We start from the raw sequence: 26,832 nt of genomic DNA on the forward strand, positions 1-26,832 counted from the left end.
GAATGCAGACCACACACCTCGCCCTGACGTTCACCCCGTACGACCGTCTCCTCGATTGGCTGAAAGTCACCGGACTGCCGATTGCGCTGACGGTCCTCGGTGCCGTGATCCTCGCTCGCTTCGTGAACTGGGCGGGCGGTCGGATCACGCAGCGCATCGACGACAACTACCAGCAGGGCGATGCGCTGGTGCGGTCCGAGGCGACCAAGCACCGGCACTCCGTGGCACAGGTCATCACCTGGGTGGTCATCACGATCATCTACGTGATCACCGCCATGAAGGTGCTCAATCTGCTGGGGCTGCCGATCGGCAGCCTCGTCGCACCCGCCACCGTGCTGGGCGCCGCGCTCGGCTTCGGCGCGCAGCGTGTGGTGCAGGACATCCTCGCCGGGTTCTTCATCATCACCGAGAGGCAGTACGGCTTCGGTGACACCGTCCAGATCGCGATCACCGGTTCGGGCACCGACGCCGAGGGTGTGATCGAGGACGTGACACTACGGGTGACCCGCATGCGGAACGCGGACGGCGAGGTCATCACGGTTCCGAACGGACAGATCGTCAAGGCCGTGAACCTGTCGAAGGACTGGGCACGGGCAGTCGTGGACGTCCCCATCCCGGCCAGCGCCGACATCAACAGGGTCAACGACATCCTGCACCGCGTCGGTGTGGACGCGTACGAGGACAAGAGTCTGCGGCCACTGCTGCTCGACACACCGTCCGTGATGGGTGTCGAGAGCCTCGCGGTCGACCAGGTCAGTGTCCGGATGGTGGCCCGCACCCTGCCGGGCAAGCAGTTCCAGGTGGGTCGGGCGCTGCGCGTTCGGGTCGTCACGGCCCTGCGCCGGGCGGGAATCACCGTCGCGGCGGAACTCGAAGCCGATCCCGTGGGCGGAGGTGACGACGAATGAGCCCCCAGGAGAAGATGTCGCTGCTGTGGAAGCGGATCCCGCGTCGCGTGTTCGGCGGCCGGATGCGCACCACCACCGTCGTGCTGTGTCTGTTGTGGCTGGGTCTGGCGATGCTCAACGCCGATCTCAACCCCCCGGCCGACACCGCGACGTCCAACCCGGCGCCCGCCGTGAGCGACGGGGCTCCCGCCGCGCCGGCTCCCCAGCGGGAGACCGAACGGGCATCGACCTCACCCGAGACGTCCACCCGAACCTCGGAGACGGAGGACCCGGCGACGTCGTCGTCCACCTCGTCGGAGACGAGTCGGAGTGGGCAACAGTCCGGCACCCCGACCACGACACCGAACCAGGGCCGCAACACGCCCTCGTCGGAGTCGGCGACGAAGTCGACCACCACGCAGCCCCAGGTCCCGCAGCAGTCGCAGGAACCGGAGTCGGGAACATCCGACGAGGTGACGACCACCGCCCCGACACCGCAGGGCTGAGCGCGGTCGTCGATCGCCGCGCGTCGCTACCCAAGGTCACCGTTCGATAACGGCTAGACTGGCTTCCCGTGATCAGCGTCAAGGATGTCTCCAAGTTCTACAAGGCCTCCACCAGGCCCGCCCTGGACAAGGTGAACGTCGAGATCGACAAGGGCGAGTTCGTGTTCCTGATCGGGCCGTCGGGATCCGGCAAGAGCACGTTCATGCAGCTGTTGCTCAAGGAGGAGACGCCCACCTCCGGCGACATCTACGTCGCGGACTTCCACGTCAACAAGCTGTCGGGCCGCAAGGTGCCGAAGCTGCGGCAGAGCGTCGGTTACGTGTTCCAGGACTTCCGCCTGCTGCCGAGCAAGACGGTGTCGCAGAACGTCGCGTTCGCGCTCGAGGTGATCGGCAAGTCGCGTTCGACCATCGAGCGGACGGTCCCCGAGGTGCTCGACCTGGTGGGGCTGTCCGGCAAGGCCGACCGCCTACCCAACGAGCTGTCCGGAGGTGAGCAGCAGCGCGTCGCGATCGCCCGGGCGTTCGTGAACCGTCCGCTGGTGCTGCTCGCCGACGAGCCCACCGGCAACCTGGACCCGGACACCAGCGCCGACATCATGCTGCTGCTCGAGCGGATCAACCGCACCGGCACGACGGTGCTGATGGCCACGCACGACCACCACATCGTGGACTCCATGCGCCGACGCGTCGTCGAGCTCGACCTGGGCCGCGTGGTCCGAGACGAAGCGCGGGGCGTGTACGCAGTCGGCCGCTAGGGCCAGACGGCACACCCCAGCCGAACCGTTCGACCAGACGACGTAAGGACTCCCTCCCCGATGCGTGCCAGCTTCATCTTCAGCGAGGTCTTCACCGGCCTGCGCCGCAACATCTCGATGACCGTCGCGATGATTCTCACGACCGCGATCTCGTTGGGCCTGTTCGGCGGCGGCCTGCTCGTCGTGCAGATGGCCGACAAGACGCAGCAGATCTTCCTCGACCGAGTCGAGGTGCAGCTGTTCCTGACCGAGGACATCTCGGCGTCGGACCCGGATTGCGCGCAGGACCTGTGCCGCGGGATCCGCAACGACCTCGAGAACACCGCCGGCGTGGTCGCCGTGCAGTACCTCAACCAGGACGACGCCGTCGCCGACGCCACCGACCGCGTGTTCAAGGACAACCCGGAACTGGCGTCGCTGGTCAGCGCCGAGAGCTTCCCGGCCTCGTTCAAGGTCAAGATGAGCGATCCGGACCAGTTCGCGTCGATCAACGCCGAGTTCGCGGTGCGGCCCGGCATCGACAGCATCCTCAACCAACGCGAACTCGTCGACCGGCTGTTCAGCGTCCTCGGGGGCATCCGCAACGCGGCGTTCGCGATCGCCATCGTCCAGGCGATCGCCGCGATCTTCCTGATCGCCAACATGGTTCAGGTGGCCGCGCTCACCCGCCGCACCGAGGTCGGCATCATGCGCCTGGTCGGCGCCACCCGCTGGTACACCCAGTTGCCGTTCCTGCTCGAGGCTGTCGTCGCCTCGCTCATCGGTGCGGGGCTGGCGATCGTGGGCCTGTTCACCGCCAAGAATCTGTTCATCGACGACGTCCTCGGCGAGATCTACGACGCGAACATCGTGGCGCGGATCTCCAACAGCGACGTGCTGCTGGTCTCGCCGTTCATCGTGATCGTCGGAGCCGGCATGGCGGCGATCACCGCATACATCGCGCTCCGCCTGTACGTCCGGGACTGACGCGATAGGTAATCGGCTTGCCGGGCCTCCTATGCTGGAGTCGTACCCATGACAGGTCAGAGCACAACTGACAGCGGATCGACGACAGTGAGGGCCCGCACGTGAAAGAGAAGGGCCGCAAGGTCATCGCGACCAACCGCAAGGCGCGACACAACTACACCATCATCGACACCTACGAGGCCGGTGTGGCGCTCGTCGGAACCGAGGTCAAGAGCCTGCGGGAGGGCAAGGCGTCCCTCGTGGACGCGTTCGCGACCGTCGACGACGGCGAGGTGTGGCTGCGGGGGCTGCACATCCCCGAGTACGCGCGGGGCACCTGGACCAACCACGCGCCGCGCCGTACCCGCAAGCTGTTGCTGCACAAGCGCGAGATCGAGCACCTCGTCGGCAAGACCCGTGAGGGCAACCAGACGCTGGTGCCGCTGTCGATGTACTTCTCGGACGGCAAGGTCAAGGTCGAGCTCGCCCTCGCGAAGGGCAAGCAGGACTACGACAAGCGTCAGGATCTGGCCCGACGCACCGCCGAGCGCGAGGTCACGCGAGAGCTCGGGCGCCGCGTCAAGGGCATGCGCTGACGGTCTGTCCGGTCGAACGTTCGGGGTGGTAGCGGTGGCCGCCGCGTGAGGGGTGAACGCGGCGGCCACCGCAGCTTCTAGCGGGCGACACGCTCCCACATCTGCAGGTACGCCTCGGCGCCGCGGGACATGTCGTCGATGAACTGGGCGCCGTCCTGACCGGCGAACACACGCATGTCCTCGATCCAGTCGGGAATCATCCCGTACTGCGCCAGCCCGTCGGTGTTGAAGTCGAACGTGCGGGTCCCCGCGCGCTGCTGCTCCATGACCGTGCCGCCGTCGAACGTCGTGAACGGGTACTCGACGAACCGCGCACCGTCCTCGTGCGGCGCCGGCTGCGCTCCGAATCCGTTGGTGTCCGCGCCGAATCCGTAGCCGAAGTAGTACCGCTCGTCGCGGTCCTGTCGGGCCGAGCGCCACTCCTCGACGAAGTTCTCCGACGGTCCCGCGTACGACGCCACGAATCCGCCGAGCTCGTAGATGCGCGGGTAGTTCGACGGGTCGGTCCAACCATGGCTCGACACGACCCCCGAGTACTGCGCCTCCTCGAGAATCCTCAGGGCGGCGTCGGCGGTCTTGACGCCCATGTGGTCGATGTCGACGATCATTCCGCGCTGCATCATCGCGCGGATCGCGTACTCACCCAGCGGGGTCAGGCCACGCGCGTTGCACGCGTCTCCCTCGGGGTAGAGGGGCAGGGTCACGCCCGGCGGCAGTGACTTCGTCAGCTCCGCGGTGCCCTGGTCGACATTGCCGATCGGGTTGTCCTTCGCGACCCCGGTGCACGGCTCGGTCTTCCAGAATTCGCCGGTGCCGAGGAAGTTGCCGGCGTTGACCGCGAGGCCGGTCACGCCCTGATCGAATCGGACGCCACCGAAGGCGTTGTCGAACTTGTGCGTCAGGATCACCTGCCGCACGCCCATCGCGTACAGCTCGTCGAGCCCGGCGTCGATGTCCTGTTCGGTGCACAGCGGGACACCGTTTCGCAGGCCGCAGCCGAACGGCTCCGAGATCTCCATACCCAGCGTGACGGCGAGCTTGCCCGACGCCGCGACCGCACGGGCATCGGCGGGGGAGCTGACGATGCGGAACCAGCCGCGACCGGGGCCCCCGTACTGCGCATCCACGTAGTCCTGGATCTCGTGGGCCTGCCGGGCTTCGATCCGGACCGTCTCCATCTCGTCGCACGGATTGCTGCGCAGTGGATACAGCTCGCACAGCACACGATTCGACACCAGCAGATTCGTCATGATCCGCTGCCCGCCACGCCACGCGCGCTCGACCCAGCGGTAGTACATCTGTTCGTGCGTCATCGAGTCGTGCGACGGGACGTCCGCGAAGCTCGGCCACATCGTGGTGTCGTGCGATTCGAACGGGCTGCCGTGCGAGAGGACGTTCTCGAGCAACGCGGGCAGGCCGTCGGGCTTGTGGTCCTCGCAGTCCTGCAGCGCGACGGTGACGCCGAGCGGCGAGTAGGGCTCGCCGCAGCGGATCTCGCCGCCGATGAACTCGTTGGCGTTCATGTGCACGTGTGCGTCGATGAACCCGCGCACCTCACCTGCAGACGTGGTGAGGGGCACTCCGCGGGCGCCGATCTCCACCTCCGGGAAGTCTGCGCAGCCGTCCGCAGGTTCGAGCCGGAAGCGTCCCGCCTCGGGATCCTCGCCGGGTGCGGTGACCGTGAGCCGGCCGTCGGCTCGGTCGACGCCCAACTGCTGCCCGTTCGTGGTCGATGTCGCGGTGTAGGCGCCGTCGGTGAACGTCAGTGTCCAGTCGGTGGCGGGGGTGGCCTGCGGTGAGGCGAACGCCCGACCCGACTCGCCCGCGATCAGGGCGGTGTCGTCACCGAAGAACAGGAATCGGCCCAGTTGCGCGGCCTGCATCCGGAACTTGGCGGCGCCGGCGGCGTCGGCGAGGCGGTATCCGTCGCCGTCGCGCGCGACGAACCCCGGATTCGTCTCCGACGCGAGGGTGTAGCAGTTGCCGGCGAGTCCGTAGACGGGGTCGGTGGGCGGCCCTGGATCGGTGGGATCGGGCGACAGCGGAACCGACACGGCGATCGCCGCCCCGGCGAGCGCCAGCGCCAGCGAGGCGCCGAGCGCAGGGAGCAGTCGGCGGCGAACGAAAGTGGAGCGGACGGACATTCGGTGGTCCCCTAACAAGCGCACTCGTCTTCAGACGGGGAGGTTAGGTGAAGCTGAACGGCCGTCCAGGAGGATTCGCGGACAAATCCCGAGGAATGGACATATACGATTTGTTCGCCGACGTAAACGCTGTTCAGCAGTCCGTGGGTGCGGGCACTCCTGCGAACCGATCCTTGAGATACAGGAACGCTTCGGGCAGTCCCACGATCGCATTGGTCATGTGTTCGGCGATGGGGTAGCCGCGGAACACGAGCGTCGCCCCGGCCTTGCAGTAGCGGTCGGCGGTTGCTGCCACCGAGCCGAACGGCGTCAGGCCGTCCGTCGAGCCCTGCCACATGAACACAGGCGCAGTCGGGATACCGGGGTAGTCGACGAGGCTGTTCTCGCGCATCACGGCCCGGGTCCGCTCGTCCTGCAGCAGGCTCGTGGACTTCGCGACCTCGCTCACGCTGTGCAGGAGCCCCTTCGCGATGATGATCGTGCGGCACTCGTCCTTGAGCTCCTCGCGCAACCCCAGTCCTGCCGGTGTCAGCTGGTCGCCGATCGGCAGGCGGTCCGGATACTCCCGTTCGAGGCCCACGGCGGCGGCGAAGCCGAGTCCGAACCCGGGGTGCCGGTCCGCGAGGCCGAGCCCGACGGCCATCTCCTCGATGTTCGCGGGTACGCCGCCCTGGGCGACGCCCGCGAGCTTCACGTCCGGGGCGTACGTCGGGTTGAGCGCCGCCGCCCATGCGGTGGCCATACCGCCGCCCGAGTACCCGGCCAGCGCGACAGGACTGTTCGACAATCGCAGCTCCGGCAGGCGCTTGAGCGCGCGGACGCCGTCCAGCGTGATCATGCCGCCGAGCTTGGCGGCCCCGTAGGCGCTGTCGGGACCGAGGTGGTCGGGGATCGCGACCGCCCACCCCTGCGCGAGGGCGAGCGGCAACCCGAAGACGTCCTTGATCTCGCCGGTGAACAGCGCGGCCGACGGCGCGCACTTCAGGCCGAGCGAGTTGACGATCGCCTGGTACGACAGCACGGGCATGTCCGTGGGCGAATTGATCGGCTTGATCACCGTGGTGACGGCGGGGATGGGATCGCCCGACGAGTTGGTGGAGCGGTACTTGATCTGCCACACCTCGTTGCCCGGGACGAGCCACGTGTCTGCGCGGCGTACCTCGAGAACGTCGCCGGGTGCCTTGGTCGCGATGTCGGCCGGCGCCGCGTAGAACGGGTCGGTGTACGGCCTCGGATAGGCCGGGGCGGCCCCGGCCGCCGGTGCCGTGAGTGTGCCCGCGGTCACGGCGGCGAGAGCGAGTACGGCAGCGCCCACGAGTCGGCGCGCGAACGACGTCATCCCAGTTCCCCCCAGAGAGTGTCGAGTGACGAATGTCACCGAAAGTCCATCTCGGGGCCAGACACTAATGGAATGAAGTGGTGCCGAAGGGCGAAACGCATGGATGTGACGCGAGAGCCGCGACGGTCCCGGAAGCCTCGGCGGAAAATCGGGATGATTCCCGACCGTCCGCGGGTTAGAGTAAGTAGCCCCATGAAAGACGTGGGGACGTACGGGGCTGAACGGTTTCGACTGCGTACGTTGAGTTAGGGGAAGCGTGTCGGTGCAGGCAAGAGACCACCGTAAGCGTCGCTGCAAACCAATAAGCGCCGATTCCAATCAGCGCGACTACGCCCTCGCTGCCTAAGTAGCGACTGCGTGTCTGTCAGTCCGGGTTCGCCCTCGGCCCGGGTACTGGCATCAGCTAGAGGGCTTTACCGTTCCACTCGGTCGCGGAGTGGCACGGGACATCCAACAGCGACTGGGATCGTCATCTCGGCTTGTTCGCGGGACCGGGAGATCCAAGTAGAGGCATAGCGAACTGCACACGGAGAAGCCCTGGCAAAGCGGCGGAGGACCCGGGTTCGATTCCCGGCAGCTCCACCAAAAGGCCCCCACCAGCAGAGATGCAGGTGGGGGCCTTTTTCGTGTCCCGGTACCGGAATCGCCGCTTACCGCTTACTCACCGCTTTGCCACCGCAGCATCCAACGCGGCCGCCGCAGCCGAATGCGTGCGCCCGCGGCCGAGGTAGACGTCCTGCGTCATAGACACCTGCGCGTGCCCGAGATGGTCCGCTGCCTGCCGGGCCGTCAGCCCCTCGTCGTCAAGGATCGTCGCCACCGTCTTGCGGAACGTGTGCGTGGTGACCCACTCCAGATCGAGCGCCGCCCGCACCTGCCGCCACTGCCGCTGCACCGTGTCCGGGTCCCTGAGCGTCCCCACCTTCGACGGGAACACCATCGGCCCCGTGCGGTCCACGAGACGCTTCTCGAGCATCTCCACCGCGAACCCCGGCAACGGCAACTGCCGCAGCCCGGACTCAGTCTTGGTGGAGTCCTCCCGCACCAGCCCGTCACCCTTGACGCGGATCACCTTGCCGGCGATCGCGACGGTCCGCTTCTTGAGGTCGACATCCTCCCACCGGATGCCAAGCACCTCGCCGATCCGGGCGCCGGTCGCCGCGAACATCACAATCAGATCCGCGAGGTCGGCGGCCTGGCAGAACTGCGCCACCGACGGCACCTGACCCGCCTTCGACGTCGTCTTCACCCCGCGCTTGATCTGCGCCTCCGACAGCACCACGGGGCACGGCGCCTCCGACCCGCGGACGTCGGCCAGCAGTTGCACCAGCAGTTCGCGGTCCATCGACTTCGCCCGCTTCTTGCGGCCGGCCCCGAGGTCGGTCACCTCCCGCACCGGGTTCGCCTGCACGGCGCCGTAGCGAACGGCGATGCGGAACATGCCCGACAGGATCGTCTTCGCCTTCTTGCCGGTGCCAGCACCCTGCCGCGTCGCGATCTCCCGCACGAACGTGTCGAGACGCTGCGTGGTCGCTTCCCGGACGCGCAGGTTCCCGAGGCCGTCGAGGATCTTCGCGGCCATCCGGTCGTAGTCCTGCAGCGTCGACTGCGATCGGTTCTTCTCCTCGAGCTGCGCCCGATACGCCATCCACAACTCGCTCACGCGACTGTCGGCACTCAGGTCGCCCGTCGTTGATCGCCCCTTCAGTGCGTCCACGAGAGCGCGCTCCGCGGCCGCCCCGGTCTTGTCACGGTCGACCGTGGGTGGCGTGTACCGAACCACCTGCCGCGTGACGCCATCCGCGTCGCGGAAGCGACAGGCGGCACGCCACCGCCCGTCGGGCAGCTTTGTGCGACTGATGCGGCCATGCGCGCCGACGGGCAGGGATGGGCGGGGCATCCAGTTACGCCAACCCGGCCAGTGTCCGAAGCCGAAGGGTGAGCGTTGTGAAGGCCATGTCCTTCGAGAGGGCAATCATCCCGCACGTGGACGCCTTCGTCGCGTTCGCCGTAGGCACATAGCAGCGCTCGTCCGCGAAGTCGGTGCTGGTTACGTCATGGATAGCAGCATTAATCTGCTGGACCTCTTCGCCGGCGGGGCGGTAGACCCCGTCAGCATCGCGATTCTCAAGCGCGGTACTGACCTTCCAGGCAAGAGTGGACTTGTCAGTGAGTAGTGCTGCGCAACCCGCAGGGTCTTCTGGCTGGAAGTCACACTTCAGGGCATCAAGCCGCGCCAACTCGCTGCAGTACTCGTCGCAGGCGGCCTCGGCGCTGGCTTGTGGCGAGTAGGTGGATGGCTCCGCCGATTCGGCATTGCCGCCGCAGCCAGCCACGAGTGCCGCGGCGGCTGCGGCGGTAGCGATACCGACCCATCCCGTTGTGGCACGGCGAACCGATGTTCGGCTACTTGTTAGTAGCAAGTCCCCCATTGCTTCCCCTTTTCAGATTGTTGTCTCGGTCACATGTTAGGTTGCGCGCACTGAAAATGATCGGTTGCTCAATAATTGGGGAGGAAGCATTGCCAACCAGCTCCACCGGGCCCGTGTACTTCATGTGTGCACCCACGCGCCCGCCCGATGAAGACCTCGCCGTACTCGGCATCGCCCTCGAACAGCCACACGGTGTGATCACCCACCGCATCGTCCGCAAACAGCTCATCGTGGAGATCGGCAAACTCGTAGTGATCGGCTCCACCATCCACGCCATCCCCAAAGCGGGACTCACGGCGCGGCAACACGCACAACTCATCGGTGCAGCCACTGTCGCCTTCTTGGCTGACTGCACCGTTAACCCCGGTTGGGAACACTCGATCGTCGACGGCCAGCCGCGCTGGACCGCCTGGATCTCCGTCCCCGCCGAAACCATCTCCGCTACTTCCCTGGCCGCCATGTCGGCTCATCTGGATTCAGCGGACGCGCAGACCGTATAGCTGCGACCTCGCCGCCGAGCTCGTCTTCCCCGAGCCGGCGTGCCAGCTCCAGGAGCAGATCCCGGGTGGCAATGTTCGCCAACAGCTCCGCCGCGGGAATGTCCTTGATGTCAGTGCGGACAACTCCGACCTCTTCGGGAAGCACGTAGCCTGCCGCAACCAGCGCCTCCTGGATCGGCACATTCAGCCCGTCAGCAATCCGTCGGAGGGTCTTGATCTCAGGCACGGCGCCTTGTAGCCGCCACCGACCTACGATCGACTGGGAAGTGTTGACGGCGCGGGAGATCTCAGCCTCAGTTTCCAGGCCTCGCCGGCGCGCCGTCGTCCATAGCCAGTCTGCGAAGTTGGTCATGCGCGTGACGGTAGCGCACATGTGGGACCTGAAATAGCACTTACTTCGACGTAAGACATGCCGCACACAGGCTTACACGCATGTGATTCTGCACTTCGTGCCGCATATCCGGACCTCTGTCGAAGCATGACACTTCGCGGTCAATTTCACCCTTGCAACCAAGACTCTCTGCGATCGAAGTACATCCACGCTTGACTTCTATCTAAGTCAGCGCCTAACCTCAGACTTACGTCGAAGGCAATCAAGACTTCGATCGAAGCGCACCCAGTGAAGGGAGAACGCAATGCCCGCAACGCTCCGCATCCGCCGCGACAAGCTCGCCGAAGCCATGGTCGCCGCCGGCATGTCCCAGCAGAAGCACCTCGCCACCGCCATGGACATGAGCGAACCCAGCATCCACCGCATCCTCAAGGAACGCGACATCCAAGGGAAGACGCTCGCCCGCCTGCTCGCCGCCCTCCCGGACGCCAACTTCTACGAGCTGTTCGAGATCGTCGACGAGCCCGAGAAGTCGCGCATCCGCACCCCTTTCCAGGAGCTCTTGCGGGCCGCGGGCACCGAGCAGGTGGCGGCATGAGCAACCCACGCAACTGGGCTCGGCACATCGCCGACATCCCCACCACCAACGACCACGAGATCGCGATCGGCGCCCAGTTCCACGTCGACGACGACGGAACCGAACACCGCCTCATCGTCATCGACGGCCACGCCATCGACATCTCGCAAGTAGGGGATCTGTCCGACGCCCTCAACCGGGCAGTCGCCGCACACACGTAAAAGCCCGCCCCGTTGCACCGGGACGGGCAGGCACCCACCCATCGGAAGGAAAAGCAGATGCACGACAAGAATACCGCGGAAACCCTCGACAAAGCCATCGCACGACTGAATGAGCTTCTCGGAGGCTCCTACTGGCAGATCGAGCACTCTGAGGCGCTCTTCCACGAGTGGCTCGTTGCCGTGCCGCTGCCGGATGGAATCACACACCCTGACACCGAGATCGGCACCCGGAGGAACTGGATCCGCACCCAGGGGCGAGATCTGGCCGCAATGCTGTCCGACGCTGCCGACAAGGTCGCCGAGGCGCTCGCGATGCGAGGTGCGGCATGAACCTCACCGGAATCCGCCTCGACGTCGACCTCATCCCCGGCAGCCCCGAATGGCTCGCCACCTACTCCGCCTCACAGGTGGCCGCGATCTGCGGCCTATCCGAGTGGGACACCCCGCGGAGCATTTACGACGCAAAGAAGGGCATCGTCCCGCCGCAGCCGCAGACGGACGTGCAGGGCCGCGGCCACCAGTTCGAACCGCTGATCCGCGAGTGGGTCGCCGAGCAGAACCCGAGCTGGACCATCTACGAGACCGGCACCTGGGCGCACAGCGAGCGCACCTGGCAGACCGCCAACCCGGACGGCGTCATCGGACTCGCCGATCGCGATGCGCCGATCGAGCTGCTCGAGATCAAGACCGCGGCCGACATGCACGAGTGGGGTGACGTCCCGCCGATCAAGTACCTCGTGCAGTGCATGTGGCAGATGGACGTGATCGGCGCCCGCCGAACGCATCTCGCCGCCTGCGGTCCGTTCGAGCTGTTCCATCGCCGCCCGCGCATGTTCGTCATCGACTACAACCCCCGCGAGGCCGTGATGCTCCGCGAGAAGGTCCTGGAGTTCGACGCCATGCTCCGCGCCGGCATCCAGCCGCCCGCGAACCACGACCGCGAATGCGATCGCCTCGCGGTCCGCTACGGCAACACCGCCATCGTCGACGACCCCGGAGTGGAGATCCCTGACGAGCTCGCCGAGCTCTACCTCGGACCGTATGTCGAGAAGGCCGACATCGAGGCCCGCGCCAAGTCGGGCGCATCACGCCTCCTCGAGTACCTAGGGGAGTCGAAGAAGGCCACCTACCGCGGGACCACCATCGCGACCCGCATCGCCGGCCGCGGCGACAAGCCGCCCACCCTCCGCGCCGCCAACGGCCTCGCCGAGAAGGCCGCAGACCTCCTGAACGCCAACGAAAGTGACTCCAATGCGGCCTAAGTCGTATTTCACGAATCGATCCTCAGTCGACCCTGATGGCTGTTGGATCTGGGAGCGTTGCCTCGATCGGAGCGGCTATGGCCGGATGACCGTGCATGGCATCGGCAAGCTCGCCCACCGATGCTCCTACGAGTCGTTCGTCGGACCAATCCCCGACGGCATGACTGTCGACCATATGTGCTTCAAGCCCGCCTGTATCAACCCCGATCACCTCCGGGTCCTAAGCCTTTCCGGTAACGCCGCTGCGCAGCGCAGCGCGCTGACGACGCATTGCATTCACGGGCATGAGTTCACGCCCGAGAACACCTACATCAAGCCCGGGTTCCGCAACGGCAAACGGCAATGCCGAATCTGCCAGCGCGCCGCCGTAGCCCGGTACAAAGAGAGGAAGTCAGCATGACCACGACCGAGATCGAACTCCGCCAGCAGGACTCCCTCGCCGAGAAGATTGAGTGGTCGAAGGCGATGGCGACCGGCGACATGCTCCCGCGCCAGTACCGCGGCAACCCCGCCAACCTGATGTTCGCGTGCGAGTACGCCGACGCCCTCGGCATCCCCCGCATCAACGCCCTCACGAGCATCCACGTCATCGACGGAAAGCCCACCGCCTCCGCCGATCTCATCGCCTCCCTCGTCCGCAAGGCCGGGCACAGGCTCCGCGTCGAAGGTGACGACACCTACGCCGAGGTGACGATCATCCGAGCCGACGACCCCGACTACATCCCGACGCCCGTGCGCTGGGACGAGGCCAAGGCGCGGAAGGCTGGCAAGTGGGGCACCAAGGGGCCGTGGACGAACTACCCGGGCGCAATGCTCCGCTCCCGCGCCATCACCGAGGCTGCCCGCATGTGGGCCTCCGACGCCCTGTTCGGTGTCATCTACACCGCGGAAGAGCTGGGCGGCGCGATCGACGAGGAGGGGCGGCCCGCGCCAGCGCCCCGCCAGCAACAGCGGTCGCAGCGCCCGACATCCATCAGCGAGGCCTTGGCGCCGGAGCCAGAGCCGGTTGTGGTGGACATGGAATCCCTCATGGATGCCGCCGCACGCCTCGACACCTACGAGGCGCTACTCGCGCTGTGGGACGCGAATGTCGCCAACCTCACGGAGGAGCAGGCAGAGGAGCTTAAGGCATTCATGAAGGCGCGCAAGGCGCAACTTGCCGCCGAGTCTGAGTCCGAGCCTGAGCCCGCCGATGAGCCGACTCTTGACGACGCGATCGATGCCGAGGTGGTCGCATGAGCCTCACCGCCGACGACTGCCTCGCATCTGAAGTTGCCATCCACCGCACATGGATCGACCACGCGAACGCCGCACTCGACCAGTGCATCCGCGGGGCCGTCCCATTCAGTGCCGACACCGTCCGAGCCCTCATCCCGGACGGCATCGACGCCCACCACCCCAACGCGCTCCCGGCCCTCTTCCGGGCCGCGTCGGCCGCACGGCGCATTGTCGCCATCGGCTACACAACCCCCAAGCGGGCCAGCCGGCACGGCAACCCGAATCGCATCTGGATCAAGGGGCCGAACGCATGACCAACCCCAGCCCCACCCGCCGCAACACACCCCACCAGGGGCGCGGGTGGAGCTGGAACCGTCCACACAGCAACACAACCCAGGCGGCAGCATGAAACCCTCACACGCACTCCCACCCCCTGTAGACGGCCTCGAATCCGACATCGACGTCGTCGCACGATTCGCCAACGCCATCGTCGAATCCGTTCACACCACAGACCCGCGAGAACTTCTCCACGAGCTCGCCATCCTTGCCGAAGGATCACCCGCCCGCACCGCCCAGATCATGATGGCCCTCGCCGCATGGGTGAACATCGACGAGCCCCTCTCCGTCCGCGGCGCACGCGTCGAGGCGATCACCGCGCCGGCGCAGGGGAGGGCCGCCTGATGGAGAAGGTGTGGCTGGCGTCGACGTACTACATGGACCCCAAGCTGGCGGGCTGCTCACCCGCCGTGGAGGCCATGTTCACCCGCCTGCTCGCGTACGCCGGGAACGCAGAAACACGCGGATTCTTGCCCGAAAATTGTCACGTTCTTGTCGCATTCCCGCGCAAGAAGTGTGCAGTTCTTGAACTAGTTTCGCGACAAGTCTTGTCGGTGGTCGAAGGTGGCGGATACTGCTTCACCGCATGGGCCGACTGGCAGAAAAACGGCGATGAGCTGCTCGAACGCCGCGAGAAGGATCGCGAACGGAAGCGCAGGAAGCGTGCCGAGGAGGCGAATCTGTCCGCGGACACGTCCGCGGAAATCCACCCACAGAGAAGAGAAGAGAAGAGAAGAGAACCTACTTACGTAGGTTCTTCCCCCTCAGTAAGTGACGCGCCCGAGCCGCCGAAGCGGAGCCGGGGAATGCGGGCAGTCGACGCGATGAATGAGACCGCGAGACCACTCGAGGTGTACCGGTTCATGCACGAGTATGAGCAGGCCTCGCAGACGCCGATCGACCAGAAGACCCTCTCGCAGATCGAGACCGCGGTGACTCCGCTCATCGCCCAAGGCATCCCGCCGGAACAGGTCGCAGCCGGCATCCGAGCCTGGGAAGCGTCCAACAGCTTCAGTGCCACCCAGATCGCCTCGTTCGTCCACAAGGCTGGCGCCAAGGCATCCGCACAGCCCGCCGCCGGGAACGCCCACGACGCGAAGGTCGTCGGCTACCTCGACATCGGCCGCAGCCTCACCAGCCAGTCCACCGAAGCCCGTAGGGAGCTCGCATGATCGCCGACCGTGACATCGAAACCGCCGCACAGGTCCTTGCGAAGTGCGCCGCCAACGACCCCTGGTTCCCGAAGGGCGGGCACGCGATCGTCCAGGCGTGGGCGGAAGTGTTCGCCGAATCGAAGCTCTCCCGCGAAGATCTCCTCGCCGGAGTCGCCCGCGCCTACCGGACCGAGGAGACCGGCTACCGTCCACTGCCGGCGTCGATCGTCAAGCACGCCCGGGCTGCGTACTTCGAGGCGCTGCGTGACCTGCCCGAGGAGGAGCGCGAGCGCATGGACCACGTGAACCACGCGCTGCAGGACATGGGCTTCGCGCCACCGGCCGCGCATCGGTTCGCCCGTCGGATCGCGCTGGGTCGTAGGCCAGAGGTAGGTCTCACGGAGGACGAGAAGGTCGAACTGCGTCGCCGACTTGCCGAACGGGCGGCGATCGAAGAGGCTCCGCGCCGCGCTGTCGTCGTGTCGCCGAATTTCGGGAAACGCGCATGAGTGTGCGGCGGAGCGGATTTCGTGCGGCAGCGTCGAAGCTGGGCGGCAAAACGAGGGCGTGGGGGATGGGTGTGGCGGCCAGTAATTCCGCGCTCCGCATGTGCACGAGGTTTGTTCTGCGACACGCGGGGGTTTCGTCGTGGTTAGGGATTGACTTGCGTCGAAGTGTGCGACTAACGTGGAAGTCAAGCCCGTTGCACCGGGCGTCTCAATCGGAAGGAATCCCCATGCAGACTTTCATCGAGCGTGGCGAAGTCATCGCCCTCGACTGCTCCCACCAGGACACGATTCTGTTCTACGACCCCAGTTACGGCCCGTACGAGAAGTGCGTGGAGTGCGAGGTCATCCTCGACGAGGAGGACGCGCTGGCCGACAACGATCTGACGGACGAAGAGGTGGTCGCCGACGCGGGCGTGTGGGTGGCGATCTGGCTGTCCGCGCTGGCGTGGACTGCTGTCGTCGGCCTGGGCCTGGTGTGGTGGGCGGTGACGGCATGAGGGGCATTCAGCGCGAGGCGATCGACGCCTACCTCGACGGCATCAAAGCTGGAAAGCCTGCCGACCATGGCGTGTTCGGCCTCATGCTCACTGTCAACGACCCCACACTGCGTCGGTGGCTGATCGCGGTCCGCCTCCACGAGCGCATCACCGAGCACCGGGCCGCGACCGCCGAGCTGGTCACCAACGACAACCCCGTCCAGGACACCGTAGTCGACGTCCTCCGGTACCGCGTCGAAGACCGCATCCGCTACGCGACCGTGCGCCTCGCCATCGACGGCGACCTCGACGACGTCATGTGCGTCGAAATGCCGCTCCACGACCTCGAAATCAGGAGGGCCGCATGAGCTTCGAACGCCACCTGCAGGTCCAGCTGGACCGTCTCGGCCGTGACGACCGCGACCTCGACGACGACACCACCGACCACGACTACGACCGCTACACGGACGGGGAGTACGCGCTGTGAGCAACCCCAACAAGGCCAAGGGTGACCGCGCCGAACGCGCCGTGCGTGACTACCTCCGCGCCAACGGCTTCCCCCACTGCGAACGCACCCGCGCCGGATACACCCGCGACGCCGGCGACCTCCATCCCGCACCCGGATTGACTGTGCAGGTGAAGGACCGCGCCCAGTACGCGTGGCGCGAGTGGCTGCGGCAGCTCGACGAGCAGCGCGACGAAGCCAAAGCCGATCACGCCGTGCTCGTCGTCAAGCGTCGGAACCTCGGCGATCCGGGGCAGTGGCTCGCCGTCATGCCCCTCGCCGCGATTGCCCGCCTGCTGCGCGATGCCGGCTACGGCGACGTGCTCGAGGAGGTGGCCTGATGCTCGTCTGCGACTGCGGCACCTTCGACCGCCGCCACGACTACGGCTGCAAAGGCTGGCGCGAACGCGAGACGCCGGCGGCCACGTTCCCGTCCTGGGCGCTCGAAGCCCGCACTGACTCGACCGACGACCCGTGGGGTTGGGCTGCCCGCGGCATCACCAACCCCGACAAGGAGACCCAGCGATGACCGACAACACCCGCGAGCTGATTGCAGATCGTGCGTTCTATGCAGTGCCGTCCGTGAGCACCGAGGAGTCCTGGCGCATCGCCGACGCCGTCCTCGCTGCGCTGCACCCCGAGATCACCACCGCGGAGGAGCTGGACGCACTGCCCACTAACTCGGTCGTGATCGACGCTGGTCGCTGGATTCACGAGCGCTGGGAGCGGGCTGTGCCCGACGACCACGGATGGGTTCGTGTCGGGTGGGCATTCAACGAGCCTGCTGATCCGCCAAATCTCCCTGCCCGCGTCCTCCACCGCCCCGACACCGAGGAGTCCCGATGACCGACGCGATCACGCCTGCATCGCTGCGGGCACACGCGGACTGGATGGTTGGCGCCGGACAAGACCGCTCTGGGCAGTTGATGCGGCAGGAGGCTGCCCGTTTGGAGGCTGAGTCTGCCCGCGACGAGGAGGCGGAGTTTTACGCGAAGGTGTACCACCGCACCCGGCGTCGCAAGTCCCCCGTTTTGGCGAAGTGGGACTCGCTCCCCGACGACGCCCGGGCGGACAACATCCACATCATGCGCGTCGTCCTGGATCGGCTTGCGGCTGATGGGCGTCTACTCCCCGAAGGCGCGACGGTGCTCACAGCTGAGCAGGCGGCGGAGGCGCGAGAGCTACTCGACGCGGTCGACCTCGACGCTGAGGAGTTCCACCTCCTCCGGGCTGCATTCACCCCACCTGCTGTGTCTGTCCCGGACAGTGGGCCGGATGGCACACCGGAGAAGCCCTGGGAGACTCGCTGCGGAGGCGAAAAATAGTGGCTGACCTGCTAGAATACGAAGCGAGGCCGACCGGAGCTGGACACTCCAATCGGCCTCTGACCCACTCATCTGATCTGAGCAGAGAGGGGCTAGCCATGAAGGCTACCCGAGTGTGTTGCATCGACGGTTGCGACCGGTCGATCACACCTGACGACTACCACAAGATCTGCCCAATGCACCGGGGCCGACTCCGGCGCGGCGGCGATCTGACCGCCCCCGCCCGAATCTTCGGAAACGACGAGAAGCGATTCTGGTCGAAGGTCGACAAGTCGGGTGAATGCTGGATCTGGACTGCTGCGCTCAAGCCGAACGGCTACGGCCATGCCTGGTTCAACAAGCGGAGCCAGTACGCGCACCGCGTCTCCTATGAGCTGACGTTCGGGGAGATCGAGGCAGGAATGGTGATCGACCACATGTGCCGAAACAAGGCCTGCGTCAACCCAAGCCACCTTGATGCTGTGTCGAATGCCGAGAACGTGCGCCGCGGTCTCGTCGAATCGGTCGAGCGGGGGCAGGAGACGGTGCTCACGCATTGCCCTCACGGCCACGAAAAGTCGCCAGACAACGTGTATGTCGTTCCAGGAACGGGCGAGCGTCGGTGCCGCACCTGCATCCGAGCTGATGACATCAGGACACGGGCGGCTCGGAGGGAGCGGCAGCGGGTGGCTCGTGAGGCCAAGCGTCTGAGGCTAGCCGACGAATCCATGCGCGCCCTCGCCCCGTTTGTGCGTGTGGACGGAGACAAGGCATGACGAGCCCGTACTACCGAACGCGATTGCAGGAACCGACACTCGACTTCGCGATGGAGGGCTGATGAGCGCCGCGGAACAGATCATCGCCGACTCGCTCAAGGCGTTGGGCGCCATCGACTACGCCTCGGTCGCCGCGCATGTGGTGGCTGCGCTCACCAACGCCGGCAAGGTCGTCGTCGATGTGCCGAGTGTCGCGCACAAGGGCCCCTTCGACACCGACGCGGCCTTCTTTCGCCAGGTGGCGCAGAACCTCGACCGTGACCTCTGCGCGGGTGGCAGCAATGTCCGTCATGCCGTCTCCACGCTCTTGCGGAACGTGGCTGACGCACTGACTGATGACAGGCGGACAACCAGTGAGATCCGTGGGTCTGCTGCTCGTGCGGCGGAGGGCGGTGAGCGTCGTGGCTGACACCCTCCTCGCCGTACTTCTCTCCGCCCCCGGCATGTTCATGGCCGGATTCAGCCTCGGTCGTGAAAGCGGGCGGAAGAGGACGCGAGAAGCCCTCGACATTCGCACAAAGGGTCGGTGACCAGCCGTGACCCGACCCCGCGCCCAAGGCTTCCACGACTTCATTAGCACCAACACCCACCACCCCGCCACGAACGGCTACCCCGAACAGGTCGGCGACCCCGTCGGGCTCATCGTGACGATCCTCCGCGACACACCCCGCCTCGACGGCGCCGCGTGCGCAGGCAGCACCAACCCCGACATGTGGTTCGCACCCCCTGGAACCACCGAACGCGCCCAAGCCCAACGCATCTGCGCCACCTGCCCCACCAGGCAAGCCTGCACCACCCTCGGCGACACCAACGACGAACACGGCGTCTGGGGCGCCCACAACCACGACAGCACCGCAAACCCCGACATGACCGGACACTGCGACACCGGCCACAGCCTCGCTGAACACGGCCGCATCATCCGACCCCGCAACTCGAACCCCTACGTTCGGTGCCTCGCCTGCACCCCACCACCTGCACCGCCCGCCCCGAAGACGCACTGCATCCGCGGCCACGAGTACACGCCGGAGAACACGGCGATTGTGCGGGGTGGGAAGTCTCGGGCGTGCCGGGCGTGTAAGCGGGAGCGGCAGCGCGGGTATCGAGCCGCCGAACAGAACACTGAACTGAAGGCTTTGGAGGCCATCGCATGACTGACACCCTGATCACCATCATCGGCAACCTGGTGGCGGACCCCGAGTTGCGGTTCACGCCGGCCGGTGCTGCCGTCGCCAACTTCACCGTCGCGTCCACGCCGCGCACGTTCGACAAGCAGGCGAACGAGTGGAAGGACGGGGAGGCGCTGTTCATGCGCTGCCAGGTGTGGCGTGAGGCCGCCGAGAACGTCGCCGAGAGCTTGTCGCGGGGCTCGCGGGTCATCGTCACCGGCAAGCTCAAGTCCCGCACCTTCGAGACGCGTGAGGGGGAGAAGCGGACCGTCATCGAACTGGAGGTCGACGAGATCGGCCCCAGCCTCCGCTACGCCACCGCCACCGTGAACAAGGCCAACCGCGGCGGGGGAGGATCAAGCAGGGCCACCAAGCCCGCCGAAGACCCGTGGGGCAGCACGCCGCCCGCCGACGCACCGCCGTTCTGAGAGGACGCCATGAACCAGCGAGACGAACTCGCCAGCCTGACTGAGACGCTCCATGCTCATCGCGAGCTGTGGAACATCCGGGGATGCTTCGCGGGATGCTCCTGCGGCTGGGACGGATTCCAGAAGCATCACCGCCGACATCAGGCCGACGCGATCCTCGCCGCCGGCTACTCCCGCCCGCGTGTGGTGGAGACCATCGAAGAACTCGCAGCGCTACCCGAGGGATCGGTCGTCATGTGGGACGACTACGGCAATCAGGCGGTCGCCATCCTCGGCGATGAGGATTACATCGAGCACACCTCGAACGACTACTGGAACTCTCGGATGGACTGCATCGGACTGCCAGCCACTGTCATCCACCAACCTGAGGACAAGCCATGACCAACACTGCCCCGATCATCGGTTACATCGTTGTCTCCAAGCGGTCCCGGGGGGACGGCGGATTCGGCTTCATCGACGTGAGCCCGCTGTGCACGGAACGGGCGCACGCCGAGATCAACCGCAATGGGTGGCTAGAGAGGGCCACGGAGTGCCCTGGCCGCTACCGGGACACCGAGTTCATCATCGCCGAAGTCAGGGGGAACGCATGACCATCGACCTCGACAAACTAGAGGGCGAACTGCTTGACCAATACGGCTGCAGCGACCTTGAGGAACTCGCGAACTACCACGGCACGGCGCACACCATGCTCGCCGAGCTGAGGAAGTCGCAACGATCGATCGAGTGGCTTCAGACGCTGGCGGAGAAGCACTCCCTCGACTCCGCTCGATCTGAACGCGAACTGCAGGAAGCGCAGGCAACCATCGAGCGGGTGAGGGCCCTCGCATACGACCCTGACGACGCCGACGAGTACGCGGCCACCGCGATAGTCGTGGACGCGACTCTGCTTCAGCGAGCCCTGGACGGTGCCCGTGGCTGACGACCAGTTCTTCATGCCCCGCCACGACCAAGCTGCACTCGTGGCAATCCTCCGCACCATCCCCGGACTCATCGAAGACCTCGCCGTCACCATCACCCGACAAGACCGACTCACCACCGGACGCCCCCGCATCAGCACCGGCGAACAGGAACAGCCACTCCCGTTCAACGTCAACGCATCCGACGCCGGCGACTACCTCCACTTCACACTGGCATCATGGGTGCGCCTCGTCCTCGACCAGCGCGGCATGGAATACGACGGCACAGATGCCACAACGAGTGTCGCGGCCTGGCTGGACCGCAACATCATCGCCCTCGCCATGACGGAGGGTTCCGGGACTGCGCTCGACGAGATCCGGGCCGCAGTCTCGCAGGCGACGCGGGCATGTGACCGCCCCCGAGATCCCCGCTGGATGCAGGCAAGCGTGGAGGACGCGGCCAACACTCGACTGAATGCCCGTGGCATCGAAGCGTTGGCGAAGGAGCTTGGCGGGGAGTGGGCTGGGATCACGCGGGATCGGGTGCGGACCCTGCACCGAGCGAAGCGGATCGCACCCGTGGCAGTCGATGAGGGAAGCGACGAGCAGTTGATGTTCGCGGCCGGTGACGTACTGGCGGCGCATATAGCCTTCCCGGCTGGCCCGTCGCGAAAGAAGCGGTCCGCCTAGCGACTTTGCCCCACTCCATGTGTTAAGCTGACGCCGCAGGCGCGAGAGTTGTACCCACAACCTCGCGCCTTCGGTGTTTCTAGCCACCCCTCATTCCTCCGGGACACCTTCAGTCGCCGCCCTTCCCCTTGGCGCGACCGGCCGCCAACGCGGTAGTCCCGGCCCCGTGAGCAGCTTGCCAGCGCCCGGGGATCACGCGCCCCGTCGACTACCTCCCCTTGTCGACGGGGCGCACCTACTTCCAAGGAGGTCGCGGTGGACTACACCGACATCGGCGCACCTCAACAGCGCATCCGCATCTGGCTGAAGCGCGGCAGCCCACTGAGGTTCGCGCTCTCCCCGGTCACGCTTCCCGCCGGCGCCACGGTCACGCTCGAGGCGGGCGCCCGCTCATTCCCCGCGACGGTGACCGCCGACTCTGTGTCGTGGCGCATCGAGCCCGCTGACGCCGACCTCATCCCGGACCGTGCCGTGGTGCGGATTCGGTGCATGTTCTTGGACGATCCCACGACCGTTGAGCCGTGGCTGAAAGGTGTGGTGGCGCGTGACGATTGAGATCAGTGACGGCGTGACGGTGACCGTGAACGTCCCGAACCGGATGCCGACGATCTGCCCGGCCGCGACTCCTGGCGGCCCGATCACCGTGCCCGTGCAGGGCGGCCTGACCGCTGAGCAGTTCGCTCACATCGCGGCGACGGTGACAGCGAAGGTTGTGGAGGAGCTGGGCGGCCAGCCTGGCACAGTCACGTGGGAGGCGGTGCAGGAAAAGCCCACCGCGTTCCCACCCGAGACGCATGAGCATCCGATCGACGAGATTGACGGACTACGCACCAGCCTCGACGGTTTGGCGTCTGATGTGGCGAACCGGTCGGAGATCGGTCACCGGCACAACGCATCCGACATCGACGACCTACCGTCCGGCGGTGGTGGTGCGGGTATCGATGACGCCACGATCGGCACCGACACCACCTGGTCGTCACAGCAGATCACCACCGACCGGGCACCAGGCATGTGGCCTGTCGTCGACCAGAGCAGCGGCGAGGTGATCGCCGAGGTCCCCATCCTTGACGGGATGAACATCCTCTACTTCCTCGCTACGGGCAGCATCGTCTGGGAAGTTGCATCCGGCACCGCCCGACCCAACCCGTCGGTCAAGCTCGTCTCGTCACTGCCGACCTTCCCCAGTGAGAACCAGATCTATGCGGTCCGCGGCGAAGGCGGCATCGTCACCTGGCACATGCCGAACATCGGGGGTTGACGTGGACGCTATCGGGGCCATCACCAGCATCACCGCTGGTGTCATGAGACGCATCGCCGACAGCATCGAAGGCACACCAGCCCCGCAGCCGCAGTCGGTCGTGCACTACCACTTCCACCTCAGTCAAGCCGACAGTCTGGACAAGCCAGAAGACAAGGGTAGAGGCTTCACCCTGTTTAAGCGCTAACCACCCGCACGGGCGGACCCACCCGGACGGAGGTGAGCCGTGGCAGAAGAACTCACCCCCGAACGCGAAGCCACCATCCGCGAAGGCCACGCCCTCGGCCGCTCCCAAGCCGACATCGCCCGCGAACTCGAAGTGCCACAGCCGATCGTGTCCCGGTGGGCGAAGCGCATGGGGCTCCTGTGGAGCATCAGCCCCAACGTCCAGGCCATGAACGACAAAGTGCGCGAACGTATCGCACTCGAACGCGCACTCCTAGCCGAGGCTGCCATCGCTGACGCCAAGGCCATCAGGGAGCGCATCTGGGACGAATACGAGATCGTCGCCTCCACCCCAGCGGGGCCGCAGCGCATGACCCTCGATCTCCCTGACGCGAAAGCCGTCGGCGACTTCGCGTCCGCCGTGCAGAAGCTCGTCATGACCCACGACAACCTCACCCGCATGGGCGCCGGCAGCTCGGCGGACCACGCTAAGTCGATGCTCAACCAGCTCATGGAGCAGGCCCGGCGACTGGTCAACGAAGAAGGGGAAGAAGCATGACCCTCGATGGTCTCGCCGTATCCGCCAAGCAGCTCCGCTCCATCGCCCTCGCCAACGCCGACGCCTCCAAGGGGCGCGTCAACATCTGGCACGGCGCCGTCCGCTCTGGCAAGACCATCGGCTCCCTCGTCGCCTTCCTTGCCGGTGTCGCAGCCGCCCCCGAACAGGGCGAGATCGTCGTCATCGGCCGCACTCGAGACACCATCTACCGCAACCTCATCGGGCCACTGCAAAACGTCGCGATGTACGGGACGATGGTCGAGCACATCCGCTACAACCGCGGAGCACCGACCGCCGAAATCTTCGGCCGCACCGTCCACGTCATCGGCGCATCTGACGTCCGATCCGAGGCCGTCATCCGAGGCATGACGATCTCGCTGGCCTACCTCGACGAGACCACACTCGTCGCCGAGGAGTTCTTCAACCAGCTCGTCGCCCGCATGTCCGTCCCGGGATCACGGATCTTCACCACGACGAACCCAGATGGGCCGCGTCACTGGCTGAAGGTGAACTACATCGACCGCGCCGAAGAGCGCGGCCATAAGGTGTTCCACTTCAACCTTGAGGACAACCGGGCATACCTGCCTGAGGGGTACATCGAGGGCCTAGAGGCTCAGTACACAGGCCTGTGGCACGACCGCTTCGTCAAGGGCTTGTGGACGATGGCGGACGGCGTCATCTACGAGTGCTTCGACCCGGCCCGGCATGTGGTCGACACGCTCCCGACGATGCAGCGTGTGCTCGCCGTCGGCGTCGACTACGGCACCACCAACCCGACCCGCGGCATCAAACTCGGCCTCGGCGACGACAACCGGCTGTACGCGATGGCCGAATGGGCGCCCGGAACCGGCACCACCGCCGACCGGGAGACCGGCCTGCGCGCCTTCTGTGCCACCGACCGGCCTGACTACGTGTTCGTCGACCCCGCGGCCGCCGAGTTCAAGGTCCAGTTGCAGCGAGGCGGATGGGGTGGCGGCCACGCGGACAGTCCACCGCCGTACGCGAACGGCATGAACCGCGTCGGCGCCGGCATCGGCCTCGTGTCCGCGCTCCTGTCGACCGACCAGTTGCTCATCCACTCGTCGTGCACCGAACTGCTCGGCGAGATTCCCGGCTACGTGTGGGACACCAAGGCCGCACAGAAGGGGGAGGACGCGCCCGTGAAGCTCAACGACCACGCCGTCGACGCACTGCGTTACGCCGTCGCGACCTCCCGCCCGATGTGGCAGCCATTCCTCCCGCAGATCGATGCCGCCAAGCGGCTCCCCGACGAACGAATCGAGGTGGCCGCGTGAGCCTTCCTGAAGCGAACACGGCGTGGCCGCCGCCCGAACTCGCCGCGGTCACTGCCCGCGTCGCCGAGTCCCACGTGTGGTGGGAGGGCGACCTCGACAAGCTCGCCACCTTCTATGGCGCCGAGGGCCGCACCAGCCCGTCCGGCATCAAGGCCCGCACCAAGGCCGCCTACGAGGCCTTCCACGGCCGCACACCGACCGCGACCGGCCGAGCCCCGAAGCGGTATCACGCCCCAATCCCCGGCGTGATCGCGAAGCTGTCGACGACCGAACTGTTCTCCGAGCAGCTCAAGTTCCTCGACGCCGGCAAGAGTAAGGAAGTCCAGGCCCGCGCCGATCTGATCTTCAACACTCCGCGCTTCCACTCCTCGCTCGTCGAGGCGGGGGAGTCATGCTCGGCACTCTCGGGCAGCTTCCAGCGCATCGTGTGGGACCCGACGATCGCCGACAACGCGTGGATCGACTTCGTGGACGCCGACCGCGCCATCCCCGAGTTTCGTTGGGGCCGATTGGTCGCGGTCACGTTCTGGTCTGAGCTGGCTGGGGGTGACGGCCAGGAAGTGTGGCGGCACCTCGAGCGCCACGAGTCCGGCTACATCGTGCACGCCGTCTACAAGGGCACCGCGACGAGCCTCGGCTGGATGATGGCACTGACCGACCATCCCGCCACCAGGGACATCGCAGTCGAGGGGGCCGACGAGGGCCGCGGCGCGTACGTCGAGACTGGCGTCAAGGATCTCACCGCGGCGTACGTCCCGAACGTCACCCCAAACCCGGAGTGGCGGCACGACCCGAAGCTGCGCTACCTCGGCCGCGCCGACCTGTCGACCGACCTGTTCCCCACCTTCCACGAGTTGGACCGCATCTACTCGTCACTGATGCGGGACTTTCGCATCGGCGCCGGCAAGGTCCACGCCTCCGAATCGGTCCTCACCAACCTCGGCATGGGGCAGGGTGTCAGCCTCGACGAGGAGCAGGAGGTCTACTCCCGCGTCGGCAGCGGTGGGTTCAACGCCAACGGCGATATGGAGACCATCTTCGAGTTCTTCCAGCCTGCGATCCGCGTCCTCGAGCACGACCAGGGCGCGGCGCTGCTGCTGCGTGAGGTGCTGCGGAAGACCGGCTACAGCCCAGTATCGCTCGGCCTGTCCGACGAGGTGGCGCAGACCGCGACCGAGGCGTCCGGCAAGAAGGACCTGACCGTCAAGACCACGCGTGCGAAGGCCCGGCACTTCGGTTCCGCGCTCGGCCCGCTGTCGACGACCTGCCTGCGCGTGGATGCGATCAAGTTCCCCGGCAAGGGCGCTGCCCCGTCGGAGGAGCTGGAGCTCGAGTGGCCGAAGTTCGCCCGCGAGTCCGATCTAGCGAAGGCGCAGACGGTGCAGGCGTGGTCGGTCGCGAGCGCGGCGTCGACGAAGACGAAGGTCGCCTACCTCCACGAGGACTGGGACGACGAGCGCGTCCAGGAAGAGGCCGACCTGATCGACAACGCGAACACTGTGTCGGCCCCGACGTTCGGGTTCGGCACCGACCAGCCGCCACTACCCACCGAGAATGATCCCGCCACGGACCCTGAGGCGGTCGACGAAGGGGAGTAGC

General features: G+C 66.4%; 41 protein-coding genes and 1 other RNA gene. 37 read left to right on the top strand and 5 right to left on the bottom strand.

Annotated features, from left to right (window positions below; genetic code table 11):
* Positions 1-2: 2 nt before the first annotated feature.
* The 5 genes from A6I89_RS01715 (at position 3) to smpB (ending at position 3,692) form a co-directional block, all read left to right on the top strand.
* The gene (locus A6I89_RS01715; protein WP_005518867.1) at positions 3-908 is read left to right on the top strand and encodes a mechanosensitive ion channel family protein; all 906 of its coding nucleotides are present in this window, start codon (positions 3-5) and stop codon (positions 906-908) included.
* On the top strand, positions 905-1,393 hold the full coding sequence (locus tag A6I89_RS01720) for an Rv3103c transmembrane domain-containing protein (RefSeq protein ID WP_013416681.1): 489 nt from the start codon (positions 905-907) through the stop codon (positions 1,391-1,393). Before A6I89_RS01715 ends, A6I89_RS01720 begins: the two co-directional genes overlap by 4 nt.
* A 68-nt stretch (positions 1,394-1,461) precedes the next feature.
* Positions 1,462-2,151 (top strand): cell division ATP-binding protein FtsE, encoded by a 690-nt coding sequence (ftsE, locus tag A6I89_RS01725; protein WP_005518870.1) that lies wholly within the window; start codon positions 1,462-1,464, stop codon positions 2,149-2,151.
* Positions 2,152-2,211: 60 nt separating this feature from the next.
* Positions 2,212-3,117: a permease-like cell division protein FtsX gene (ftsX, locus tag A6I89_RS01730; RefSeq protein ID WP_005518872.1), complete on the top strand. Its 906-nt coding sequence runs from the start codon at positions 2,212-2,214 to the stop codon at positions 3,115-3,117.
* 101 nt (positions 3,118-3,218) lie between these two features.
* Complete coding sequence (smpB, locus tag A6I89_RS01735) at positions 3,219-3,692, top strand: SsrA-binding protein SmpB (RefSeq protein WP_005518873.1); 474 nt, start codon at positions 3,219-3,221, stop codon at positions 3,690-3,692.
* Between the two features lie 77 nt (positions 3,693-3,769).
* On the opposite strand, the gene A6I89_RS01740 is transcribed toward smpB, so the two are convergent.
* Both A6I89_RS01740 and A6I89_RS01745 read right to left on the bottom strand, forming a co-directional pair.
* A complete protein-coding gene (locus A6I89_RS01740) occupies positions 3,770-5,836 on the bottom strand; it encodes a membrane dipeptidase (RefSeq protein WP_022597040.1) in 2,067 nt (688 codons plus the stop codon).
* Positions 5,837-5,969: 133 nt separating this feature from the next.
* Complete coding sequence (locus A6I89_RS01745; protein WP_022597038.1) at positions 5,970-7,175, bottom strand: lipase family protein; 1,206 nt, start codon at positions 7,173-7,175, stop codon at positions 5,970-5,972.
* 213 nt (positions 7,176-7,388) lie between these two features.
* On the opposite strand from A6I89_RS01745, the gene ssrA reads away from it, so the two are divergent.
* Positions 7,389-7,760, top strand: a transfer-messenger RNA (tmRNA) gene (ssrA, locus tag A6I89_RS01750).
* A 76-nt stretch (positions 7,761-7,836) separates the two neighbouring features.
* Here the strand turns inward: ssrA and A6I89_RS01755 are convergent.
* Both A6I89_RS01755 and A6I89_RS01760 read right to left on the bottom strand, forming a co-directional pair.
* Positions 7,837-8,838, bottom strand: coding sequence for a site-specific integrase (locus A6I89_RS01755; protein WP_237171825.1), 1,002 nt, complete (start codon positions 8,836-8,838; stop codon positions 7,837-7,839).
* Between the two features lie 241 nt (positions 8,839-9,079).
* On the bottom strand, positions 9,080-9,607 hold the full coding sequence (locus tag A6I89_RS01760) for a hypothetical protein (protein WP_016046457.1): 528 nt from the start codon (positions 9,605-9,607) through the stop codon (positions 9,080-9,082).
* An 89-nt stretch (positions 9,608-9,696) separates the two neighbouring features.
* On the opposite strand from A6I89_RS01760, the gene A6I89_RS24335 reads away from it, so the two are divergent.
* Positions 9,697-10,107: a hypothetical protein gene (locus tag A6I89_RS24335; protein ID WP_139811860.1), complete on the top strand. Its 411-nt coding sequence runs from the start codon at positions 9,697-9,699 to the stop codon at positions 10,105-10,107.
* Here A6I89_RS24335 and A6I89_RS01770 read toward each other — a convergent pair.
* Positions 10,049-10,459, bottom strand: a complete 411-nt coding sequence (locus A6I89_RS01770) for a helix-turn-helix domain-containing protein (protein ID WP_139811861.1) — start codon at positions 10,457-10,459, stop codon at positions 10,049-10,051. The genes A6I89_RS24335 and A6I89_RS01770 overlap by 59 nt on opposite strands.
* Positions 10,460-10,742: 283 nt before the next feature.
* Here A6I89_RS01770 and A6I89_RS01775 point away from each other — a divergent pair, with 283 nt between their 5' ends.
* The 30 genes from A6I89_RS01775 (at position 10,743) to A6I89_RS01920 (ending at position 26,831) form a co-directional block, all read left to right on the top strand.
* On the top strand, positions 10,743-11,036 hold the full coding sequence (locus A6I89_RS01775; protein ID WP_016046461.1) for a helix-turn-helix transcriptional regulator: 294 nt from the start codon (positions 10,743-10,745) through the stop codon (positions 11,034-11,036).
* The gene (locus A6I89_RS01780; protein WP_016046462.1) at positions 11,033-11,236 is read left to right on the top strand and encodes a hypothetical protein; all 204 of its coding nucleotides are present in this window, start codon (positions 11,033-11,035) and stop codon (positions 11,234-11,236) included. Before A6I89_RS01775 ends, A6I89_RS01780 begins: the two co-directional genes overlap by 4 nt.
* A gap of 57 nt (positions 11,237-11,293) precedes the next feature.
* Entirely contained in the window at positions 11,294-11,566 is a 273-nt protein-coding gene (locus A6I89_RS01785) for a hypothetical protein (RefSeq protein ID WP_016046463.1), read from the top strand.
* Positions 11,563-12,498, top strand: a complete 936-nt coding sequence (locus tag A6I89_RS01790; protein ID WP_016046464.1) for a YqaJ viral recombinase family protein — start codon at positions 11,563-11,565, stop codon at positions 12,496-12,498. The genes A6I89_RS01785 and A6I89_RS01790 overlap by 4 nt, the downstream gene beginning before the upstream one ends.
* A gap of 85 nt (positions 12,499-12,583) precedes the next feature.
* Positions 12,584-12,898, top strand: coding sequence for an HNH endonuclease signature motif containing protein (locus A6I89_RS01795; protein WP_016046465.1), 315 nt, complete (start codon positions 12,584-12,586; stop codon positions 12,896-12,898).
* Positions 12,895-13,737 (top strand): recombinase family protein, encoded by an 843-nt coding sequence (locus tag A6I89_RS01800; protein WP_016046466.1) that lies wholly within the window; start codon positions 12,895-12,897, stop codon positions 13,735-13,737. Before A6I89_RS01795 ends, A6I89_RS01800 begins: the two co-directional genes overlap by 4 nt.
* Positions 13,734-14,030 carry a hypothetical protein gene (locus A6I89_RS01805; RefSeq protein ID WP_016046467.1) on the top strand — a complete coding sequence of 99 codons (297 nt, stop codon included), beginning with the start codon at positions 13,734-13,736 and terminating at the stop codon, positions 14,028-14,030. The genes A6I89_RS01800 and A6I89_RS01805 overlap by 4 nt, the downstream gene beginning before the upstream one ends.
* A gap of 91 nt (positions 14,031-14,121) precedes the next feature.
* Positions 14,122-14,397, top strand: coding sequence for a hypothetical protein (locus A6I89_RS01810; RefSeq protein ID WP_022598770.1), 276 nt, complete (start codon positions 14,122-14,124; stop codon positions 14,395-14,397).
* Positions 14,397-15,224, top strand: a complete 828-nt coding sequence (locus A6I89_RS01815; protein ID WP_016046469.1) for a hypothetical protein — start codon at positions 14,397-14,399, stop codon at positions 15,222-15,224. The genes A6I89_RS01810 and A6I89_RS01815 overlap by 1 nt, the downstream gene beginning before the upstream one ends.
* Positions 15,221-15,715 carry a hypothetical protein gene (locus A6I89_RS01820; protein ID WP_016046470.1) on the top strand — a complete coding sequence of 165 codons (495 nt, stop codon included), beginning with the start codon at positions 15,221-15,223 and terminating at the stop codon, positions 15,713-15,715. The genes A6I89_RS01815 and A6I89_RS01820 overlap by 4 nt, the downstream gene beginning before the upstream one ends.
* A 227-nt stretch (positions 15,716-15,942) precedes the next feature.
* On the top strand, positions 15,943-16,212 hold the full coding sequence (locus A6I89_RS01825) for a hypothetical protein (RefSeq protein WP_016046471.1): 270 nt from the start codon (positions 15,943-15,945) through the stop codon (positions 16,210-16,212).
* The gene (locus tag A6I89_RS01830; protein ID WP_016046472.1) at positions 16,209-16,559 is read left to right on the top strand and encodes a hypothetical protein; all 351 of its coding nucleotides are present in this window, start codon (positions 16,209-16,211) and stop codon (positions 16,557-16,559) included. The genes A6I89_RS01825 and A6I89_RS01830 overlap by 4 nt, the downstream gene beginning before the upstream one ends.
* Positions 16,556-16,678 carry a hypothetical protein gene (locus A6I89_RS24915; RefSeq protein WP_016046473.1) on the top strand — a complete coding sequence of 41 codons (123 nt, stop codon included), beginning with the start codon at positions 16,556-16,558 and terminating at the stop codon, positions 16,676-16,678. The genes A6I89_RS01830 and A6I89_RS24915 overlap by 4 nt, the downstream gene beginning before the upstream one ends.
* Entirely contained in the window at positions 16,675-17,037 is a 363-nt protein-coding gene (locus A6I89_RS01835; RefSeq protein WP_016046474.1) for a hypothetical protein, read from the top strand. Before A6I89_RS24915 ends, A6I89_RS01835 begins: the two co-directional genes overlap by 4 nt.
* Positions 17,037-17,225, top strand: a complete 189-nt coding sequence (locus tag A6I89_RS01840) for a hypothetical protein (RefSeq protein ID WP_016046475.1) — start codon at positions 17,037-17,039, stop codon at positions 17,223-17,225. The genes A6I89_RS01835 and A6I89_RS01840 overlap by 1 nt, the downstream gene beginning before the upstream one ends.
* A complete protein-coding gene (locus A6I89_RS01845; protein ID WP_016046476.1) occupies positions 17,222-17,542 on the top strand; it encodes a hypothetical protein in 321 nt (106 codons plus the stop codon). The genes A6I89_RS01840 and A6I89_RS01845 overlap by 4 nt, the downstream gene beginning before the upstream one ends.
* Positions 17,539-18,021 carry a hypothetical protein gene (locus tag A6I89_RS01850; protein ID WP_016046477.1) on the top strand — a complete coding sequence of 161 codons (483 nt, stop codon included), beginning with the start codon at positions 17,539-17,541 and terminating at the stop codon, positions 18,019-18,021. Before A6I89_RS01845 ends, A6I89_RS01850 begins: the two co-directional genes overlap by 4 nt.
* Before the next feature lie 98 nt (positions 18,022-18,119).
* A complete protein-coding gene (locus A6I89_RS01855) occupies positions 18,120-18,776 on the top strand; it encodes an HNH endonuclease signature motif containing protein (protein ID WP_232244766.1) in 657 nt (218 codons plus the stop codon).
* 61 nt (positions 18,777-18,837) lie between these two features.
* The gene (locus tag A6I89_RS01860; protein WP_016046479.1) at positions 18,838-19,185 is read left to right on the top strand and encodes a hypothetical protein; all 348 of its coding nucleotides are present in this window, start codon (positions 18,838-18,840) and stop codon (positions 19,183-19,185) included.
* Positions 19,186-19,312: 127 nt separating this feature from the next.
* Entirely contained in the window at positions 19,313-19,927 is a 615-nt protein-coding gene (locus tag A6I89_RS01865; protein WP_016046480.1) for a WhiB family transcriptional regulator, read from the top strand.
* Positions 19,924-20,370 carry a single-stranded DNA-binding protein gene (locus tag A6I89_RS01870; protein ID WP_016046481.1) on the top strand — a complete coding sequence of 149 codons (447 nt, stop codon included), beginning with the start codon at positions 19,924-19,926 and terminating at the stop codon, positions 20,368-20,370. Before A6I89_RS01865 ends, A6I89_RS01870 begins: the two co-directional genes overlap by 4 nt.
* A gap of 9 nt (positions 20,371-20,379) precedes the next feature.
* Positions 20,380-20,751 carry a hypothetical protein gene (locus A6I89_RS01875; RefSeq protein ID WP_016046482.1) on the top strand — a complete coding sequence of 124 codons (372 nt, stop codon included), beginning with the start codon at positions 20,380-20,382 and terminating at the stop codon, positions 20,749-20,751.
* Complete coding sequence (locus tag A6I89_RS01880; protein WP_016046483.1) at positions 20,748-20,960, top strand: hypothetical protein; 213 nt, start codon at positions 20,748-20,750, stop codon at positions 20,958-20,960. Before A6I89_RS01875 ends, A6I89_RS01880 begins: the two co-directional genes overlap by 4 nt.
* Entirely contained in the window at positions 20,957-21,289 is a 333-nt protein-coding gene (locus A6I89_RS01885) for a hypothetical protein (protein ID WP_016046484.1), read from the top strand. The genes A6I89_RS01880 and A6I89_RS01885 overlap by 4 nt, the downstream gene beginning before the upstream one ends.
* Positions 21,282-21,956, top strand: a complete 675-nt coding sequence (locus A6I89_RS01890) for a hypothetical protein (RefSeq protein ID WP_016046485.1) — start codon at positions 21,282-21,284, stop codon at positions 21,954-21,956. Before A6I89_RS01885 ends, A6I89_RS01890 begins: the two co-directional genes overlap by 8 nt.
* A gap of 255 nt (positions 21,957-22,211) precedes the next feature.
* On the top strand, positions 22,212-22,511 hold the full coding sequence (locus tag A6I89_RS01895; protein WP_016046486.1) for an LtfC-like domain-containing protein: 300 nt from the start codon (positions 22,212-22,214) through the stop codon (positions 22,509-22,511).
* A complete protein-coding gene (locus A6I89_RS01900) occupies positions 22,489-23,214 on the top strand; it encodes a hypothetical protein (RefSeq protein ID WP_115155950.1) in 726 nt (241 codons plus the stop codon). The genes A6I89_RS01895 and A6I89_RS01900 overlap by 23 nt, the downstream gene beginning before the upstream one ends.
* Before the next feature lie 226 nt (positions 23,215-23,440).
* Positions 23,441-23,938 (top strand): hypothetical protein, encoded by a 498-nt coding sequence (locus A6I89_RS01910; protein ID WP_016046489.1) that lies wholly within the window; start codon positions 23,441-23,443, stop codon positions 23,936-23,938.
* Positions 23,935-25,233, top strand: coding sequence for a PBSX family phage terminase large subunit (locus A6I89_RS01915; RefSeq protein ID WP_016046490.1), 1,299 nt, complete (start codon positions 23,935-23,937; stop codon positions 25,231-25,233). The genes A6I89_RS01910 and A6I89_RS01915 overlap by 4 nt, the downstream gene beginning before the upstream one ends.
* Positions 25,230-26,831: a portal protein gene (locus tag A6I89_RS01920; RefSeq protein ID WP_016046491.1), complete on the top strand. Its 1,602-nt coding sequence runs from the start codon at positions 25,230-25,232 to the stop codon at positions 26,829-26,831. Before A6I89_RS01915 ends, A6I89_RS01920 begins: the two co-directional genes overlap by 4 nt.
* Position 26,832: the final 1 nt, after the last annotated feature.

The organism is Prescottella equi (genome assembly GCF_002094305.1).
GTDB classification, from domain to species: Bacteria; Actinomycetota; Actinomycetes; order Mycobacteriales; family Mycobacteriaceae; genus Prescottella; species Prescottella equi.